This window comes from Gardnerella swidsinskii, assembly GCF_023277705.1.
Classification (GTDB): Bacteria; Actinomycetota; Actinomycetes; order Actinomycetales; family Bifidobacteriaceae; genus Bifidobacterium; species Bifidobacterium swidsinskii.
The window spans coordinates 998,062-1,016,070 of record NZ_CP083176.1; the positions used below are offsets into that span (position 1 = coordinate 998,062).

15 protein-coding genes are annotated in these 18,009 nt (G+C 42.7%); all 15 read left to right on the forward strand.

Annotated elements, in window-relative coordinates; translation table 11 throughout:
* Nucleotides 1-160: 160 nt before the first annotated feature.
* The 15 genes from atpB to K9E37_RS03945 all read left to right on the forward strand — a co-directional run bounded on the left by atpB (nucleotide 161) and on the right by K9E37_RS03945 (nucleotide 17,899).
* On the forward strand, nucleotides 161-1,015 hold the full coding sequence (gene atpB / locus K9E37_RS03875; protein WP_102703312.1) for a F0F1 ATP synthase subunit A: 855 nt from the start codon (nucleotides 161-163) through the stop codon (nucleotides 1,013-1,015).
* 77 nt (nucleotides 1,016-1,092) lie between these two features.
* Entirely contained in the window at nucleotides 1,093-1,326 is a 234-nt protein-coding gene (gene atpE / locus K9E37_RS03880) for an ATP synthase F0 subunit C (RefSeq protein WP_004109950.1), read from the forward strand.
* Between the two features lie 55 nt (nucleotides 1,327-1,381).
* Complete coding sequence (locus tag K9E37_RS03885) at nucleotides 1,382-1,924, forward strand: F0F1 ATP synthase subunit B (RefSeq protein ID WP_004109948.1); 543 nt, start codon at nucleotides 1,382-1,384, stop codon at nucleotides 1,922-1,924.
* A 99-nt stretch (nucleotides 1,925-2,023) separates the two neighbouring features.
* Nucleotides 2,024-2,605, forward strand: a complete 582-nt coding sequence (locus K9E37_RS03890; protein WP_248893065.1) for a F0F1 ATP synthase subunit delta — start codon at nucleotides 2,024-2,026, stop codon at nucleotides 2,603-2,605.
* A gap of 16 nt (nucleotides 2,606-2,621) precedes the next feature.
* Entirely contained in the window at nucleotides 2,622-4,283 is a 1,662-nt protein-coding gene (gene atpA, locus K9E37_RS03895) for a F0F1 ATP synthase subunit alpha (RefSeq protein WP_012913755.1), read from the forward strand.
* Nucleotides 4,284-4,286: 3 nt separating this feature from the next.
* Nucleotides 4,287-5,291, forward strand: a complete 1,005-nt coding sequence (locus K9E37_RS03900; protein ID WP_004574170.1) for a F0F1 ATP synthase subunit gamma — start codon at nucleotides 4,287-4,289, stop codon at nucleotides 5,289-5,291.
* Nucleotides 5,292-5,297: 6 nt separating this feature from the next.
* Nucleotides 5,298-6,785, forward strand: a complete 1,488-nt coding sequence (atpD, locus tag K9E37_RS03905) for a F0F1 ATP synthase subunit beta (protein WP_004109936.1) — start codon at nucleotides 5,298-5,300, stop codon at nucleotides 6,783-6,785.
* Nucleotides 6,786-6,787: 2 nt separating this feature from the next.
* On the forward strand, nucleotides 6,788-7,102 hold the full coding sequence (locus K9E37_RS03910) for a F0F1 ATP synthase subunit epsilon (protein WP_033888552.1): 315 nt from the start codon (nucleotides 6,788-6,790) through the stop codon (nucleotides 7,100-7,102).
* A 739-nt stretch (nucleotides 7,103-7,841) separates the two neighbouring features.
* Entirely contained in the window at nucleotides 7,842-8,027 is a 186-nt protein-coding gene (locus K9E37_RS03915) for an antitoxin VbhA family protein (RefSeq protein ID WP_012913757.1), read from the forward strand.
* 18 nt (nucleotides 8,028-8,045) lie between these two features.
* Entirely contained in the window at nucleotides 8,046-8,765 is a 720-nt protein-coding gene (locus K9E37_RS03920) for a Fic/DOC family protein (RefSeq protein WP_116994916.1), read from the forward strand.
* A 359-nt stretch (nucleotides 8,766-9,124) separates the two neighbouring features.
* The gene (locus K9E37_RS03925) at nucleotides 9,125-10,435 is read left to right on the forward strand and encodes a Fic family protein (RefSeq protein WP_248893066.1); all 1,311 of its coding nucleotides are present in this window, start codon (nucleotides 9,125-9,127) and stop codon (nucleotides 10,433-10,435) included.
* 45 nt (nucleotides 10,436-10,480) lie between these two features.
* Entirely contained in the window at nucleotides 10,481-11,509 is a 1,029-nt protein-coding gene (locus K9E37_RS03930; protein WP_248893605.1) for an FAD:protein FMN transferase, read from the forward strand.
* Nucleotides 11,510-11,717: 208 nt separating this feature from the next.
* On the forward strand, nucleotides 11,718-13,322 hold the full coding sequence (locus K9E37_RS03935; protein ID WP_248893068.1) for a type I restriction-modification system subunit M: 1,605 nt from the start codon (nucleotides 11,718-11,720) through the stop codon (nucleotides 13,320-13,322).
* Complete coding sequence (locus K9E37_RS03940) at nucleotides 13,319-14,560, forward strand: restriction endonuclease subunit S (RefSeq protein WP_248893070.1); 1,242 nt, start codon at nucleotides 13,319-13,321, stop codon at nucleotides 14,558-14,560. Before K9E37_RS03935 ends, K9E37_RS03940 begins: the two co-directional genes overlap by 4 nt.
* Nucleotides 14,561-14,599: 39 nt before the next feature.
* On the forward strand, nucleotides 14,600-17,899 hold the full coding sequence (locus tag K9E37_RS03945; RefSeq protein ID WP_248893071.1) for a type I restriction endonuclease subunit R: 3,300 nt from the start codon (nucleotides 14,600-14,602) through the stop codon (nucleotides 17,897-17,899).
* The last annotated feature ends 110 nt before the right edge of the window (nucleotides 17,900-18,009 follow it).

The window sequence follows — 18,009 nt, forward strand, 5'->3', positions numbered from 1 at the left end:
TCAGCAATTAGATATATTTTTCGTTTCGTGCCCCGCGCCTTACGAAATATGAAACATATGATCTAGTTTGATATATATGCCGCGAGAATGAATGAATTGAGTATGTGAGTGAGCGGCACTGAATTGAGGCGTGTGAACGAATTGCTATAAGGAGGCACTTATGGATGTAATGGTTGATGTTTTACAGAAGACCACAACTGTAGCTTCTACTGTAGCTTCGAATAAACCAGAGCTACCTAATATTAGTGAGTTTTTGCCTCCAGAAATTTTGTTCCAAGGCACTCCATTTGCCATGAATCGCATTATTTTGGTGCGCTTACTTATGGTAGTAGTAGTAATGATTATTTTTGGAATTGGTGCTATGCGAGCAAAGGTGGTTCCTGGCAGATTCCAAAGCGTGCTTGAAATTTTGATGGATTTTGTGCGCTACAACATTGTTTACGAAATGATTGGCGAGGAACGCGGCAAGCGCTATGTGCCAATGATGTCCACATTATTCCTCACTATTTTCTTCTTTAATCTTTGTTCTGTGATTCCAGGATTAAATATGGCTGCAACCGCAACCATTGCTTGTCCGTTGGTATTTGCTTTGTGGGTTGTTTGCCAATATCTTATTGCTGGCATTCGCGAAAAAGGTTTTTTGCGATTCTTCCGCGAAGCATTGTTCCCAGCGGGTGTGCCATGGCCGATTTACTTTATTCTTTCGCCATTGCAGCTCATAGAATTAATAATTGTGCGACCACTTTCGCTTACAATTCGTTTGTTTGCGAATATGATTGCTGGCCATTTGCTGGTGGCCACTTGTTTAGTATTCACCAATTTCTTCGTGGTGGATTCCAGCAATAAACTCCTTGCCTTAGGCGGTGCTTTGTGGCTGCTTGGTGGCATTCTGTTTACCCTATTCGAAATTATGGTAGCTGGCTTGCAGGCATTTATTTTTACAGTGCTTGCTTCAGTCTACATTTCGGAAAGTTATCCGGAAGAGGAAGAAAAGTCTGCTGTTGTAGCTGCTTAATAAAAGTAGTTTAGATTTTCAGATTTTACATATCTTACGGGTTTATACTGGTTACTGTTTCAACAGAAAGGAAACCAATGAATAGTATCATCGCTCTTGCAGGTTTGACCGGCAACCTGAGCATTCTTGGCTTTGCTGTAGCAACTATTTCCCCTGCACTCGGCATGGCAATAGTAGTGTCTAAGGCTATGGAATCTACTGCACGTCAGCCAGAGGTTGGCAACCGCATTCAGCTGTTTATGTTCGTCGGCTTGGCATTTATTGAGGTTTTGGGCTTGCTTGGCTTCGTTTCCTACATTATGGGAGCCTGAACAAAACTTACAATGCACAACACGAATAGTGTTGAAAGAATAGAAAGGACAAGCCATGGCATATGCAGCCGGAAGTAATAAGTTGGCGTTGTTCTTGCCTGAGCCTTATGACGTACTGTGGTCATTAGTAGTTTTGGTAGTTCTTGCAGCGTTTTTCTACAAGTTTGTTATGCCTAAATTCCAGGCAATTCTCGACGAGCGTGCAGAAAAAATTGAAGGCGGAATGGCTAAGGCTGCTAATGTGCAGCGTGAAGCAGACGAGTTGAAGAGCCAGATTGAAAACGAACTTTCTCAAGCTCAAACTGATGCTGCAAAGACTCGTGAAGAGGCTCGATCGGAAGCTTCAAAAATTATTGGCGAAGCTAGACAACGCGCTGAAAAGGATGCTGCGAAGATTATCAGTGAAGCGCAGCATTCCATTGAGGCTCAGCATAAGCATGCCATGTCCAGCCTCCAAGGAGAGGTGTCGGTTCTTGCAGCAGCTTTAGCTGGCAAGATTCTTGCATCCAAATTGGATGACGATACCGTCAGCTCCAAGATTATTGATCATGTGATCGATGAAGTTGGAGACACTAAAAATTCGGATCAAAGCAAGTAAAGTAATGTACAAAACTGAATGATCGCAAAATAAAATTACGGTTATTTCATTTTGTATTATTTGCATTACTTCGTTTTTTACAGAAACGAGGAGGTAAGAATGCCAGAAAAGGCATCGCGAGTAAACGATAGTTTGTCGCGTTCTTCGCTTGCTCAGGCCATCTCAGATGCGCACGATGAAGCGCAGCGCATTTCAGACGAGCTTTCGTCAATGATGGACATGATTGATAAGTATCCTGAGCTTTCTGATGCGATTACTGATCCGAATAGGTCTTCGGGAGATAAGTCTCGCCTTATTGACGAGCTTATTGGAGGTAAGGCGCACCCTGTTGTATTGCGCATTATGCATTATCTAGTAGGAACTTGGCACGGAGGTGCCGAAAGCGGTAAAACCGGTAGCTTCGGTGGTGCTTGGTCAGGATTTGAGCGTGAAGCTGGCGAAACATTGGTTACAGTCACTACTGCTCAGCCGCTTACAGATAAGCAAATTAAGCGTTTGATTGAAATCTACAGCAATAAGTTGGGTCATCGTGCATACATTAACCCAATTGTGGATCCAAACGTACTTGGTGGTATGCGTATACAAATCGGTGATCAAATAACCGATCGCACCATGTTGATGCAGCTTAAGCAGTTGCAGCGTTCTGCGCGAAATGGTGCTTGGACACAGGCAGTGAAGTAGTAAATTAAGGAGAATTATGGCGGAACTATCTATTGATCCCGCCCTGATACGCAAGGCGCTCGACGGGTTTGTTGACTCGTATAAGCCTACCGACATGCCAACGCAAGAAGTTGGCTATGTTGTTACGGCTGGTGACGGCATTGCGCACGTAGCTGGATTGTCCGGCTGCATGGCAAACGAGCTGCTCACATTCGAGAACGATACCTTGGGTCTTGCGTTCAACCTTGATGCACACGAAATCGGCGTCGTTATTCTCGGCGATTTTACAGGTATTGAGGAAGGGCAGGAAGTATACCGCACAGGCGAGGTGTTGTCTGTGCCGGTTGGTGACGCTTATCTTGGTCGTACTGTGGATCCGTTGGGTAATCCAATCGATGGTTTGGGTGCGATTGAGTGCAGTGAGCGTCGTATTCTTGAAGCCCAGGCTCCAGACGTTATTCACCGTCATCCAGTCGATGAACCATTGTCTACTGGTTTGAAGGCTATTGACGCAATGACGCCAATAGGTCGTGGTCAGCGCCAGTTGATTATTGGTGACCGTCAAACAGGTAAGACTGCAATCGCAATAGATACGATTATTAACCAGCGTGCTAACTGGGAAACTGGAGATCCAAAGAAACAGGTTCGCTGCATTTATGTAGCAATCGGTCAAAAGGGTTCTACTATTGCTTCAGTGCGTCAAAGCCTTGAAGAAGCAGGAGCTATGAAGTACACCACAATCGTGGCAAGTCCAGCTTCTGATTCTGCAGGTTTTAAATACATTGCACCTTACACTGGTTCTGCAATCGGTCAGCACTGGATGTATAACGGCAAGCACGTTTTGATTGTTTTCGATGATTTGTCGAAGCAAGCAGAAGCATACCGTTCAATTTCCTTGCTTTTGCGTCGTCCACCTGGGCGTGAAGCTTACCCAGGCGACGTGTTCTACTTGCACTCTCGTCTGCTTGAACGTTGTGCTAAGCTTTCTGACGATTTGGGTGGCGGTTCTATGACCGGTCTTCCAATTATCGAAACCAAGGCAAACGATGTTTCTGCATACATTCCAACCAACGTGATTTCTATCACCGATGGTCAGATCTTCTTGCAGTCTGATTTGTTCAACGCCGGTCAGCGTCCAGCAGTAGACGTTGGTATTTCCGTGTCTCGTGTTGGTGGTGCAGCTCAGGCTAAGGCTTTGAAGAAAGTCTCCGGCATGTTGAAGATTTCTTTGGCTCGTTACAAGTCTTTGGAATCCTTCGCAATGTTCGCTTCTGATTTGGATGCAGCCTCAAAGGCGCAGCTTACTCGTGGTGCTCGTTTGACTGAGCTACTTAAGCAGAAGCAGTTCTCTCCTCGAGCAATGGAGCAAGAAGTTGTTTCTGTGTGGGCTGGTACTCATGGCAAGCTTGACGATATTCCTGTGAAGGATGTGTTGCGTTTCGAAAGCGAATTGTTGGATTACTTGGATAAGGGAACCGACATTTTGCAAGTAATTCGCGATACTGAAGACTTCACTAAGGAAACTGAAGCTAAGCTTGATGCAGCCATTGATGATTTCCGTAGGACGTTTAAGACATCTGCTGGCAAGCCTTTGATTGTAAAGGATTCTTTGCCGCCGGCTGAAAACCCTGCTCCTGTTGAGAAGGAACAGCTCGTAGCTAAGCCGAAAGCAGACAGTCGCGAGCCTGAGGGGAAGTAGCGTATGTCCTCCCAACTTGCATTGAAATCGAGAATTATTTCCACACAGTCTTTGGGTAAAATCTTTAAGGCTCAGGAAATGATTGCGTCTTCTCATATCGCTAAAGCGCGAGATATTGCGCTTAATGCTAAGCCTTATAGTGACGCAATTTTCGATGCCGTGCAGGCGTTGGTAGCTCATCACGAAGCAAATATTAAGCATCCTATTTTTGGTAAAGAGCATGCTGGCAATCGTGTAGCAGTTTTAGCTCTTACTTCTGATCGTGGTATGGCAGGTGCGTTTACGTCTTCGATTATTCGTGAGACTGAAGCACTTCTTGCAAAACTCGATGCAGAAGGTAAGCATGCAGAACTGTACGTGTACGGTCGACGCGGTGCAACTTACTACAAGTATCGCAATCGCGATGTGGCAGGTACTTGGGAAGGTTCTACTGACCACCCAGACGTTACTATTGCTGAAAAGATTTCCGATACTTTAATGGACGCTTATATGACGCCGGAAGCAGAAGGCGGAGTTTCGGAACTGTATATTGTGTTCACTGAATTTATAAATATGGTGAGGCAAAAAGTTCGTACGTTACGCATGCTGCCAGTTGAGTTGGTTCCTTTGAAGGACGGTGAAGAGTTTTCTATGCATCGTCCTGACTATGAAGCAGCTTCTGGTCCTTCAGCAGCATTGTCGTCTACGAGCGCAGTTTCGGCTCGTGAAGAAGCAGTGAGCCGCAGCAATCCAGAAGCTGTGGAGTATTGCTTCGAACCAAGCCCGGATGAAGTATTGGATGCTGTTTTGCCGAAGTATATTCAGTCTCGTATTCACGAGTGCTTACTTACTTCTGCTGCTTCCGAAACGGCAAGCAGACAGAACGCTATGCATACGGCTACAGATAACGCCCGCAATTTGGTGGATGATTTGACAAGAAAGCTTAATGCTTCTCGTCAGGCATCCATTACTCAAGAACTTACCGAAATTATCGGCAGCGCTGATGCGCTGAATAATGAGGAGGATTAGGAGCATATGGCTGAAAATCAGACCACAGCGCCTCCAGAAGCTGAGCAGGAGGTCGATCCAACAGCTGGTCGCGTAACCCGCGTTCAGGGTTCCGTGATTGACGTTGAATTCCCGGTCGGCTATCTGCCGGATATTTACAATGCTCTCAAAGTCGATATCAACACCGTTGGAAACACCGAGGGAGATACCGTCCACGAGATTACGCTGGAAGTTGAGCAGCACCTTGGTGATTCGACTGTGCGTGCAGTTGCTTTAAAGCCTACTGACGGTTTGGTTCGTGGTGCTTTAGTGCGAGATACTGGCGGCCCAATCTCTGTACCTGTTGGTGATGTTACTAAGGGTCACGTGTTCGATGTTACAGGCAACATTTTGAATGCTAAGCCTGGCGAACACATTGAAGTAACTGAGCGTTGGCCAATTCACCGTAACCCACCTGCTTTTGATCAGCTTGAGTCTAAGACTCAGATGTTCGAAACTGGTATTAAGGTTATCGATTTGCTTACCCCTTACGTTCAGGGCGGTAAAATTGGTCTGTTCGGTGGTGCAGGCGTTGGTAAAACTGTGTTGATTCAGGAAATGATTCAGCGCGTTGCACAGAATCACGGTGGTGTGTCTGTGTTTGCTGGCGTTGGCGAACGTACCCGTGAAGGTAACGATTTGATTGGCGAAATGGCTGATGCTGGCGTTTTGGAGAAAACAGCGCTTGTCTTTGGTCAGATGGATGAGCCTCCTGGGACTCGTCTTCGCGTGCCTCTTACCGCTTTGACTATGGCTGAGTACTTCCGCGATGTGCAGAATCAGGATGTGTTGCTGTTCATCGATAACATATTCCGCTTTACTCAGGCTGGTTCTGAGGTTTCCACGCTGCTTGGTCGTATGCCTTCCGCAGTTGGTTACCAGCCAAACTTGGCAGATGAAATGGGTGCATTACAGGAGCGTATTACTTCTACGCGCGGCCATTCCATTACGTCACTTCAGGCTATTTACGTTCCTGCAGATGATTACACTGATCCTGCACCTGCAACAACCTTTACGCACTTGGATGCAACTACTGAGCTTTCGCGTGATATTGCAGCTAAGGGTATTTACCCAGCTGTGGATCCTTTGACTTCTACTTCTAGAATTTTGGATCCGCGTTACGTTGGTCAGGCTCATTATGATTGCGCGAACCGCGTTAAGGCTATTTTGCAGCGTAACAAGGAGCTTCAGGACATCATCGCTTTGATTGGTATCGATGAGCTTGGTGAGGAAGATAAGACTACTGTCAGCCGCGCTCGTAAGATTGAGCAGTTCCTTGGTCAGAACTTCTATGTGGCTGAAAAGTTCACTGGTCGTCCAGGTTCTTATGTGCCAGCAGACGAAACCATTGAGGCATTCACTCGCATTTGCGATGGTGTTTACGATGAGATTCCTGAGCAGGCATTCTCTGGTATCGGTGGCATTGATGATCTTGAGCGTCGTTGGCACGATATGCAGCAAGAGTTTGGTGCGTGATTATGTCGGAGAAGCAAGTAAAATCGCTGCACGTTAGTGTGGTGGCAGCCAGGCATCCTGTTTGGGAAGGTGACGCCAAGTTTGTGGTTATTCCTTCTGTGAATGGCGCAATGGGCGTGCTTCCTGGACATGAGGCTGTGCTTGCGTTGATTGATCACGGTTTTGTGAAGGTTGACGATTTGAAAGGCGTGCGTCACGTTTTTAAGGTGACGGATGGCTTCTACTCGGTTGACTCTGACAATATTACGATTGCTGTTGAGCATAGTTGTAACGTTGATAAAGACGGCAACGTGCTGCCTAACGCTAAGGTGATTTAAGGTTGCTTTTGTTGCTTATGTAAGTTTGTTGCTTTTGTAAGTTTATGAACTTGTGTAAGCAAGGTAATCTCTTCTAAGGCAGGAGTTTGGGATATTCTCAGGCTCCTGCCTTTTTGTTTTTATAGCGCGTTTGTAAAGAAAATAGATCTCAGAGGCGAAGCACTGTTACTAAATCAGCTAACGAACTGAGAAAGTAACGGTGATTGGCAAAACACTGTTAAAAACTCAGTTAGCCGACTGAGAAAGTAACGCTCACAAACGAAACGACGTGTTTGTTTCGAGCAGCCATTGCGCTATGTCTATTACGCGGATTCCTTCAATGTCGTAAGAATCGTGGCGAGTGTTTGCAAGCAGATTCGCACTTTCACTTTCAAAACTGTAAAATTTTTTCACTTTTGAAAGTGAGTGCCTATTTGCGTTCGTGTGCGAAGGCTCTTTCTTTTTGCTTAAGTTTTGCGAATCTTTACTTTTCAATATGCAAGATTGCAATTATCTTTACTTTTTATTGTTGTTATGTGCAAATAAGTAAAGATTTAGCTATAACATGGCGCTTATCTTTGGAATAATCTACGCCGAAACGAGCGGCGTTATGTTGCCGATGCTAGATTCGTCAAATCGCAGAATGTGCTGTAAGTAAAATGTGTTGTAATTGAATATGTTGTAATCAAAATGTATCGTGCATAGTAAAATAGTTAATAGTTGTTTTTGATTTGGGTGCGTGTGTTGGCAGGGAGAAGAAATGATTGATAAAGAAACGCAACGTAGGCGTCAAGAAAATTTGGGTCTTGCAATAGCTTCAGGCAAACTTGAAGGCAATTCGCCTTCAAAAGAGTTTCTTTATGACGCAAATCAATATGCTAATGGTCTTATAAGTAGCAATGAATTTGTTGCTAGAATGCGTTCTAGATATGGCGTGATGGATTAAGTTATTGGGTTGTGTGTCGTGGAAACAGTTTTTGACCCTTATCTTATTCCTCACACAAGGGTATTGAAGAACAAATCTAATATAAATAATCAGATTGAATTAGATAAATATGAGAACGATGCTGTTCTCACAAGATGTTCTATTTTGTACGAAAACTTGCCACATGCTGAAGGAACTGTTAAGCAATTGCAGTGGATTCATCATTATCTTTTTCAAGATGTTTACGATTGGGCTGGCCAGATTCGCACTATAGATATGACTAAAGGCGGCGGCGAACCGTTTCATCCGCTTGAATACATGGGCGTTGGGATTCGTTACTGTGAGCAAACGCTTAAAAATGATAATTTATTGCAAGGTTTATCTATTGACGAGTTTATTAGTAAGCTAAGTGTAAATTACAATAATTTTAATGTTTTACACCCATTTCGTGAGGGCAATGGTAGAACGCAACGCGTTTTTTGGGATATAGTTGCGCGAGATGCTGGATACCATTTCGATTGGGGATTAATAACGCAGCGTGTTAACGACGAAGCTTCAATCCAGGCTAAAGATGCTAACGATACGAAGCTTCTTGAGGATATGTTCCACATTATTACAAAGCCTTTGAATGTTGAGCTTTTAGCTCAGCAGCAGTTTGCGCATCTTGTTGAAGAAGAATACGAATACGCTCCGAATGTGGCTAGTGTTTTGCAAGATAAGGATTACGCGGCGTATAAAACGCGTTACGGCATAGATTGAATTTAGCGTTTGAGTATTGCGAACGCCGAAACGAGTGGCGTTATGTCGCCAGTGCTGCCGATGTTTCTATAGTGCGTTTTTGCAAAAATGTCGGTATAGATGAATATATTTTGCGTGCTATACTGCTGTTTTGTGAAAATGTCGGTATAGACGAATGTTTTTTGCTTTCTATGCCTTCATTTTGGCAAAATGTCGGTATAGAATAGATTTTTACGTTAGTTAAGCAATCATTTTGTGATAAATGCGTTATTTGCGTATAAGCAAAATATCGCAAGCAAAATATTGCAAGACATCACTACAAAATCCTCAATAACGTAGACGCAATAATGTAAATGCAATAACGTAAACGGAGTCGCATTATGGATTGCAAAACAATACGCGCAATAGTTGCAATGTCTAAAAGTAATGCAAAACCTTGTGATATTGCGGAAGAAGAGTATCGTTTGCGCATCGATAATCCAGTGACGTATCGTTCTGGAATCGTATTTGATGCGCATGAAATTTTTGCAATGTGCGTAACGGATCTTGTGACGCACATGAATGATATTGCGTATGCTGAAAAAGCGGTTGAAAAAGCGTGGAGCAGGTTGCCGCGGTTTGCTCAGCGCGAGTATTTAATGCAACTTATTGCAAAAGAAGTGCAAAATACCAACATTATTGAAGGTGTTCACAGTACTAGAAAAGAGCTTTCCAAAGCGCTTGCTGCTGCGAGTGAGCAGAATAAGCATACGCGTTTTAGTGAATTTACTAAGCTTTTTCTTGAGCTTGCAGATTCTAAAGAAAAGTCGGTTGCGGAATCTGTTGCGGATTTGAATGTAAAGTCAGTTGCAGACTCCAATAAGAATGGCACTTCAATTCCGCAAACATTGCAAGATATACGAAAAATCTACAACAGCATTATGCAAGGTGAATTAGAAGCAAATAATATTCCAGATGGTGAGATTTTTAGGAGTGGAAAAGTAAGTATTCGTGATGCTGCAAATAATGTAGTGCATGATGGCGATGCAACGGAAGCGGAAATTCAAGATCATTTAACGCAGATGTTGAGTTTGATGAATAGTAACAAAGTTCCAACGCTTATTAAGGCGTGCATGTGCCATTATGCTTTTGAGAGCGTGCACCCGTTTTATGATGGGAACGGCAGAACTGGGCGGTTTTTACTTGCTTTGCAATTGCACGAGCAGCTTTCGATGCCAACAATTTTGAGCTTAAGCTCTGTAATTTACGCAGAGAAATCTGGATACTATGCTGCTTTTTCTAAAGCTCAGGAGCTGTTTAATTGCAATGATTTAACTATGTTTTGTTGCACAATGTTGGAATATATTGTAAAAGCACAGGGCGAAGTGTTTGAGAATATTAGTGTGCAATTAAAGCACATTATTTACTGTATGGGTAAGCTGCGTGAGCTTTTCTCAGAGGAAGAAATTTCTAAAGTGCAGCGTGAAGTTCTGTCTATTTTGTTGCAAAATAAGCTTTTTTCGTATAATCCAACTCCGATGACTCGCAAGCAATTAAGCGAATATGTTGGCAATGCAATTGCTGAGCAGGTTGGTGAGAGAAAGATTGTGAGTGCGCTTAACGGTTTGATTGAGCTTGGAATGGTTGATTCTATTGGCGAACGCCCTATTCGGTATGAGCTTTCTAAAAAAGCGAATGAAATGTTTGCGTGAGGCAAGCGATGTTTTTGTGTGAGGAAAGTGATGTTTGGGAATGTAATGGCGATTGAGCGCGCGCTTGGCACGGGGATTATTATCTCTAGCAGCGTGCCGATTTCGCAGCGCGTGCAGAATCGGATTCGCGATTTTATTGAAGAGTATGAATCGGTGCTTTCGCGCTTTCGTGCGGATTCGCTTGTTTCGCGCATGGCTTGTGCGGAGCATGGCGGCGAGTTTGAGTTTCCAACGTGGGCTCAGCCGCTTTTTGCGATCTATAGCGAGTTTTACGATGCCACGCACGGTGCTTTTGACGCTTGTATTGGTGCGGATCTGCTTGCGCTTGGCTGCAACAATTCTGTGCAATTCGTTCCGGAGTCGGCAGCTAGCGCGAGTTCTAATATAGGCAGTTGGGCTAATTATCGTCGCTCTTTGCCGATTACGTGGGCAGATATTTCGCAAGATAGCGGAAGTGCAACGCTTCGCACAAATCAGCCAGTGCAGCTTGATTTTGGTGCAGCTGGAAAGGGCTATTTTGTAGATCTTGTAACACAGATTATTAAAGAAGAGCTTGGTGGCGAGATGCCTTCGGATAGCGATTCGCTTTCGGATTTTGATTTTTTGGTAAACGCTGGCGGCGATATGCGCGCTTGCTTTAGCAAAGAGAATAGTCAAATAAAAGTGGCTCTGGAAAATCCGTTTGACACAACTCAAGCAGTTGGAGTGACATCAATCGCAAGCGGAGCGTTGTGTGCATCGTCTAGTGCAAGAAAGCGTTGGAAAGTAAAAGAAGCAAGTTGCTTAGGTAAAGATGCAAGTGGCTTTGAGTCTAATTTAATTGCGACTCACTTGATTAATGCGCTTGATGGCATTCCTGCTTGCGATTTATGCGCAAGCTGGGCGTATGTGCCTAGCAGAACTTGCGATTTTCCAACAGCTTACGCCGATGCGCTCGCAACTGCGTTGTTTGTATCGCAAGAAAGCGATTTGCAAAAAATCGTGCAAACTACCAGTGCTGAGTTTGCTGTAATCTCGCCAAATCATGCGCTTCGCAAAACGCGCGCATTCCCAGCGCACTTTTTTGCCGAATGATGCTGAATAATGCTGAATAATGCCAACTAATGCCCAATAATGACTATGCGAGCTAACTTGCTTGCAAGAATCGAAGCTAGGCTAAGCGATGCGAGTAGCGTTGCTGCTGATTGTGCGCTCTTACAGTAGAATATTAAAGAACGCTTGTTTAATTAGCTTATATATTGCGCATACGCGTGCAGAAATTGCACAAATAGGGAGCAGCAGAATGGACACTCGCAAAGAAGAAGAACGCGCGGAATTGCATCGCACGATTTGGAAGATTGCCGACGATTTGCGAGGTTCCGTTGATGGTTGGGACTTCAAAGCATACGTATTGTGCACAATGTTTTATCGCTATATTTCCGAGAATTTATGCGATTACATCAATAAAAACGAGCATGAATCTGAAGGCGGCGATCCAGACTTTGATTATGCAAAAATAAGCGATGAAGATGCAGAGCCTCTTCGCAGTGAGATGATTTCAGCTAAAGGCTTCTTTATACTTCCTAGCGAGCTGTTTTGCAATGTGCTTAAGAACGCTCCTCAAGATAGCAATCTGAACGAAACATTAAGCCGCGTGTTCCGCAATATTGAAGCTTCTTCTCAAGGCACTGATTCCTCTGACGATTTTAAGGGATTATTCTCCGATTACGATGTGAATAATATTAAGCTTGCAGACACTGTTGAAGGCAGAAATAAGCGTTTTGTTAAGTTATTACAAGTGATTAGTGAGATGAAGCTTGGCAGTGTAAACAACAATGTTATTGAGGCTTTTGGCGATGCTTACGAATATTTGATGGGCTTGTACGCTTCTAATGCTGGAAAATCTGGCGGCGAATACTTTACGCCTGCAGAAGTCTCAATGCTGCTCACGCGCCTTGGGACCACTGGAAAATCAAGCATTTCAGACGTATACGACCCAGCATGCGGATCCGGGTCGCTTCTGCTAAAAGCCAAAAAAGTGCTAGGCATTGAAAACATTAATGGCGGTTTTTACGGTCAAGAAAAGAACGTTACTAGCTACAACTTGTGCCGCATGAATATGTTTTTGCACGATGTGAATTTTAACAAGTTTGAGATTACGTGCGGCGATACTCTTATAAATCCGCAAATCGATGCTAATAAAAAGTTTGAGCTAGTTGTTTCTAATCCGCCTTATTCCACGAGTTGGGAGGGGGATTCTAATCCGTTGATGATTAACGATCCTCGTTTTGCTCCAGCTGGAGTTCTTGCTCCAAAAAGCAAGGCAGATATGGCGTTTGTGTTGCACTGTTTGGCGCATCTGGCGGAAGATGGTGCTGCTGCTATTGTTTGCTTCCCTGGAATCATGTACCGCGGCGGAGCCGAGCAAAAGATTCGCCAATATTTAGTTGAGCATAATGCTGTTGATTGCGTGATTCAACTTCCGAGCAACTTGTTCTTTGGTACTTCGATTGCTACATGCATTATGGTTTTGCGCAAAAATAAGCGGAATGATACTTCTATATTGTTTGTTGACGCAAGTAAAGAGTTTGTAAAGTCAACGAATAGCAACAAGCTTTCGTACGAGAACATTGAGCAGATTGTTAAGTGGTACACTTCTAGGCAAGATGCGGAGCATATTGCGCACGTAGCGTCTTTGGAAGAAGTGGAATCAAATAAATACAATCTTTCCGTTTCCACATACGTTGAAGCAGAAGATACTCGCGAGAAGATTAATATTACGGAGCTTAACGCGCAAATTGCGTCGGTTTGCGCTCGCGAGCAAGAGTTGCGCGAACAGATTGAGAAGATTGTAAGCGAGATTGAAGCTGGCAGCGTTAACTTTGATAATAGCGAGGTGGCTCAATGACTAGCAAGCTTGAGGAGTTAATCGCTGAATTGTGCCCGAATGGCGTGGAGTATAAAACTATCCAAGAAGTCTGCGTTAATATTTGTTCTGGGGGAACGCCAAAAACATCTATATCTGAATATTATGGTGGAGATATTCCTTGGGTAAGAACTCAAGAGGTTGATTGGAATTATATTTATGATACCGATGTAAAAATTACGGAAGAGGGTTTAGCCAATTCTTCTGCAAAATGGATTTCGGCGAATTGCATTATTGTCGCAATGTATGGTGCAACTGCGGCTAAAGTGGCAATTAATAAGATACCCGTTACAACCAATCAAGCTTGCTGTAATTTGGAAATCAATGAAAATATAGTGTTGATTAGATATGTATATCATTTCCTTTGCAATGAATATGAGAACCTGAAAGGTATGGGGCAAGGATCACAATCAAACATTAATGCTCAAATGATAAAGAACTACAAGCTACCCGTCCCTCCTCTGGAGGTACAACGTGAAATTGTCCGCGTATTGGACACATTCACAGAGCTTACAGCAGAGCTTACAGCAGAGCTTACAGCAGAGCTTACAGTTCGTAAAAAGCAATACGAATACTATCGAGATACACTGCTTACATTTGACGACAATAATCCTCTTCGCTTGCTTATATCACGCTACTGCCCGAATGGTGTGGATTATAAGGCTTTAGAGGAAGTTGCGTCGTATTCTAAAGATCGCATTGATTCGCAAAATCTTGATGAAAATAATTATGTTGGTGTTGAAAATCTATTACAAAACAAGCAAGGGAAGACGCGAGCTAATTCTATACCTAAAGAAAGTAAAGTTATTTGTTTTTCTATAGGTGATGTACTTATTGGCAATATAAGACCATATCTTAAGAAAATATGGTTTGCTGATTGTGTTGGTGGAACTAACGGTGATGTTTTAGTTATTCATATTTACGATAAAAACGTTATTAGTCCTAGATTCTTATACCATATTTTAAGTTCTGAGCGGTTTTTCTTATATGATGTTCGCAATTCAAAAGGTGCGAAGATGCCTAGAGGTGATAAGAAAGCTGTAATGCAATTTGAAATCCCCGTTCCGCCTCTAGAAGTGCAGCGCCAAATCGTACAAATTCTGGATCGCTTTGACGCATTGTGTAATGATCTAACTCAAGGATTGCCTGCAGAAATCGAAGCTAGACGCAAGCAATACGAGTACTATCGCGATCAACTCCTAACCTTCAAGCGTGCGTAATCGAAAAATGTGAGTAAGAGTAAGAAAGAAGGAAGCAAAATGAAAATCGTGTTAGAAAATCAAGATAGCACTGTAATGTCTACGTTTACGCCAAGCGCGCGCAACGATGGCAACTATCAAAGCGAAGCGCAACTCGAAGAAGAGTTCATTAACATTTTGCAATCCCAAGGCTACGAGTATGCTCACATTCACAACGAGAAAGATCTTATAGCAAACCTTCGCGTGCAAATCGAAAAGCTCAACGACTATCATTTTTCAGATGGCGAGTGGGAAAGATTTTTCAAAGAAAATATTGCAAACAGCACTGACGATATAGTTAAGAAAACAGATGCTATTCAGCGAGATAACGTTAAAATACTCAAAAAAGATGACGGCACAGATAAGAACATAACTATTATTGACAAAGAAAATATTCACAAGAATATTGTGCAAGTAATCAACCAATATGCTGTTAACGCAAACGATAATGCAAACAATAATGATGCAAATGGCCCTGCGCGTAGCAATCGTTACGATGTGACTGTTCTAGTAAACGGCTTGCCGATGGTTCATATTGAGCTAAAGCGCAGAGGTGTGCCTATTAGAGAAGCGTTCAATCAGATTAACCGTTATGCTCGCGACTCATTTTGGGCTGGAAGCGGACTATTTGGATACGTGCAAATTTTCGTAATCTCAAACGGCACTGAAACAAAGTATTACTCCAACTCAACTCGCAATAATGCGTACAACGAGCAGAAAAGTAAAGGATCTAGCAAAAGCACAACAAGTAACAGTTTTGAATTTACAAACTATTGGTCCGATGCTCAAAACACTATAATCTCCGACTTATGCGATTTTGCTAAAACCTTCTTTGCAAAGCACGTAATTCTTAACATTCTCACAAAATATTGCGTTTTTAATGCAGAAGATTGCTTGATGGTTATGCGTCCATACCAGATTACTGCAGCAGAAAACATAGTGAATCGCGTAAAATACATGTTTGCTAATGCGAGCAAAATGCCGGCAGCAGAGCGTCAAAAGGGCGGATATATTTGGCATACTACTGGATCTGGTAAAACGCTAACTAGCTTCAAAACATCGCAGCTAGTAAAAGCTTTGAAAGACGCAGAAGGCAATAATCTTGTTGACAAAGTTTTGTTTGTTGTAGACCGTAAAGATCTTGACTATCAAACAATGAGAGAATACGACAGGTTTGAAAAAGGAGCCGCAAATAGTAACACTTCAACAGCTGTGCTTACAAAACAGCTAGAAGACAATACGGAAGAATGCAGGCTTATTATAACCACTATTCAAAAGCTTAGTAAATTTATAAGCAACAACCCAAGTCATGAAATTTACAAAAAGCGCATAGTGTTTATTTTTGACGAATGCCACAGAAGCCAGTTTGGAGGCATGCATGCAGATATTGTAAAACACTTTAAAAATGCTCTGCTTTTTGGGTTTACTGGCACGCCAATTTTTGAAGCGAACGCTGCTGGCTCCGACGCTGCGCATCTTTCCACAACCGAGCAAACCTTTGGACCGTGCTTGCATACGTACACAATCATTAACGCGATTAACGATAAAAACGTGTTGCCATTCCGCGTGGAATACGTTGCTACTGTAAAAACGTCGAGCGAGCTGGAAAAAGCAACCGACGAATTGGTTAAAGATATTAATCGACCAGATGTAATTAGGCATAAAGATCGCGTGCATAATGTTGTTCAATACATTATTGAGCATTTTACTCAAAAAACGTATCGCAACGAGAAGACTTACAAATACAAGCGCATTATTAACGTTAAAGAACTTGCTGCAGATAAGCATAATACTTTAGAGACTAAAAAATCTTCTGAAGAAGTTGACATAAACGGCTTTAATTCAATCTTTGCTGTTGCAGACATTCCTCTTGCAAAAGCGTATTACAACGAGTTCAAAAAGCAGCAGCAAAATCTGCCTCCAAGCGAACGCTTAAAAGTAGCAACTATTTTCAGCTATGCAGTAAACGAGGGTGAGTCAGATTCTTCGGCGTACGCCAACGGCATGGGTTCTCTTGGAGAAGAAAATTCAGAAAGCACGGCAAAGCTAGACGCAAATTCGCAAGAATTTTTGGAAAGCGCAATAAAAGACTATAACGAAATGTTTAATACTGCGTATGATGCGTCAAATAACAAATTCCAAAACTATTACAAAGACGTTTCAATTCGCATGAAAAATAAGGAAATTGACATTTTGATTGTAGTCAACATGTTTCTAACTGGTTTTGATGCAACAACTTTGAACACGCTTTGGGTAGATAAAAATCTTCGCATGCATGGGCTTATTCAAGCGTTTTCGCGCACAAATCGAATCTTAAATTCCGTTAAAACATTTGGAAACATTGTGTGCTTTAGGGATTTGAGCTATCAAGTTGACGAAGCGGTAGCTCTTTTTGGAGATAAAGATGCGCAAGGTATTGTGCTTTGCCCTACGTTTGAGCAGATTTACAACGGTTACGTTGACGCTAAAGGAATTGAGCGTTGTGGATACAGTGATTTAGTAAATGAGCTTATGGAAAAGTATCCACTGCAAGGCTTCAACATTGTTGGAGAAGAGAATCAGAAAAAGTTTATATCGCTTTTTGGTAATATTCTGCGATTGCGTAACATGCTGAAAGCTTTCGATCAATTTGAAGGCAACGAGATAATCAAAGAGCGCGATATGCAAGATTACTTGGGGCATTACCAGGATTTGCATGAAGAATGGAAGCGCAAAGAGCAAAAAGGCGATATTGCAAACATTACGGACGATGTTGTGTTTGAGATGGAGCTTGTGCGCCAAGTAGAAGTAAATATTGACTACATTTTGATGTTAGTAGAACATTACCATAGCAAGCATTGTAAGGATAAAAATGTTCTTGCCTCTATTAGGGTGGCGGTTGACTCTAGCCCGCAGTTGCGTAGTAAAAAGAAGCTTATTGAAGGGTTTATTGCGCAGCTTAACGAGAATGAGCTTGGGAAGCTTGTGGATTCTGAAGGTAACATTACCGTTTACGATTCTAACGGCAACAAGTTGAGCATTGTTGATTGCTGGAGCGAGTATGTTGAGAAAAAGTATAATCATGATTTGGCGCAACTCGTGCAAAGCGAAGGATTAAACGATGCTTTGACTCGCAAGTTTATGGAGAAATCTTTTAGTGCTGGCGAAGTGAGTGAGCTTGGTACAGACATTAATGATTTAATGCCTAGAATGAGCAGATTTGGCGCTGCGGCGATTGCGCGCGCTGAGAAGAAAAGTCGCATTGTAGAAAGTATGAGAAACATGTTTAATGAGTTTGTTGGGCTTATTGGCTTTTCTCAATACGATTCGCAAAAAGATTGATAATTATCATTATCAATATCATTTTTGTAATATTTGCGTGTTTTTTGCGTCTAACTATATCAATCTACTTGATATATCGATATTATGTACCTGTGGGGCCTTTGTAATGG

Excerpts from the sequence above, each read along its gene's own strand:
- atpE (WP_004109950.1), top strand. The coding sequence starts at position 1,093 with ATGAATAGTATCATCGCTCTTGCAGGTTTGACCGGCAACCTGAGCATT.
- K9E37_RS03940 (WP_248893070.1), top strand. The coding sequence starts at position 13,319 with ATGACTAGCAAGCTTGAGGAGTTAATCGCTGAATTGTGCCCGAATGGC.
- atpB (WP_102703312.1), top strand. The coding sequence starts at position 161 with ATGGATGTAATGGTTGATGTTTTACAGAAGACCACAACTGTAGCTTCT.
- atpD (WP_004109936.1), top strand. The coding sequence starts at position 5,298 with ATGGCTGAAAATCAGACCACAGCGCCTCCAGAAGCTGAGCAGGAGGTC.
- K9E37_RS03900 (WP_004574170.1), top strand. The coding sequence starts at position 4,287 with ATGTCCTCCCAACTTGCATTGAAATCGAGAATTATTTCCACACAGTCT.
- K9E37_RS03885 (WP_004109948.1), top strand. The coding sequence starts at position 1,382 with ATGGCATATGCAGCCGGAAGTAATAAGTTGGCGTTGTTCTTGCCTGAG.
- K9E37_RS03945 (WP_248893071.1), top strand. The coding sequence starts at position 14,600 with ATGAAAATCGTGTTAGAAAATCAAGATAGCACTGTAATGTCTACGTTT.
- K9E37_RS03910 (WP_033888552.1), top strand. The coding sequence starts at position 6,788 with ATGTCGGAGAAGCAAGTAAAATCGCTGCACGTTAGTGTGGTGGCAGCC.
- K9E37_RS03915 (WP_012913757.1), top strand. The coding sequence starts at position 7,842 with ATGATTGATAAAGAAACGCAACGTAGGCGTCAAGAAAATTTGGGTCTT.
- K9E37_RS03890 (WP_248893065.1), top strand. The coding sequence starts at position 2,024 with ATGCCAGAAAAGGCATCGCGAGTAAACGATAGTTTGTCGCGTTCTTCG.
- K9E37_RS03935 (WP_248893068.1), top strand. The coding sequence starts at position 11,718 with ATGGACACTCGCAAAGAAGAAGAACGCGCGGAATTGCATCGCACGATT.
- K9E37_RS03930 (WP_248893605.1), top strand. The coding sequence starts at position 10,481 with ATGGCGATTGAGCGCGCGCTTGGCACGGGGATTATTATCTCTAGCAGC.
- K9E37_RS03925 (WP_248893066.1), top strand. The coding sequence starts at position 9,125 with ATGGATTGCAAAACAATACGCGCAATAGTTGCAATGTCTAAAAGTAAT.
- atpA (WP_012913755.1), top strand. The coding sequence starts at position 2,622 with ATGGCGGAACTATCTATTGATCCCGCCCTGATACGCAAGGCGCTCGAC.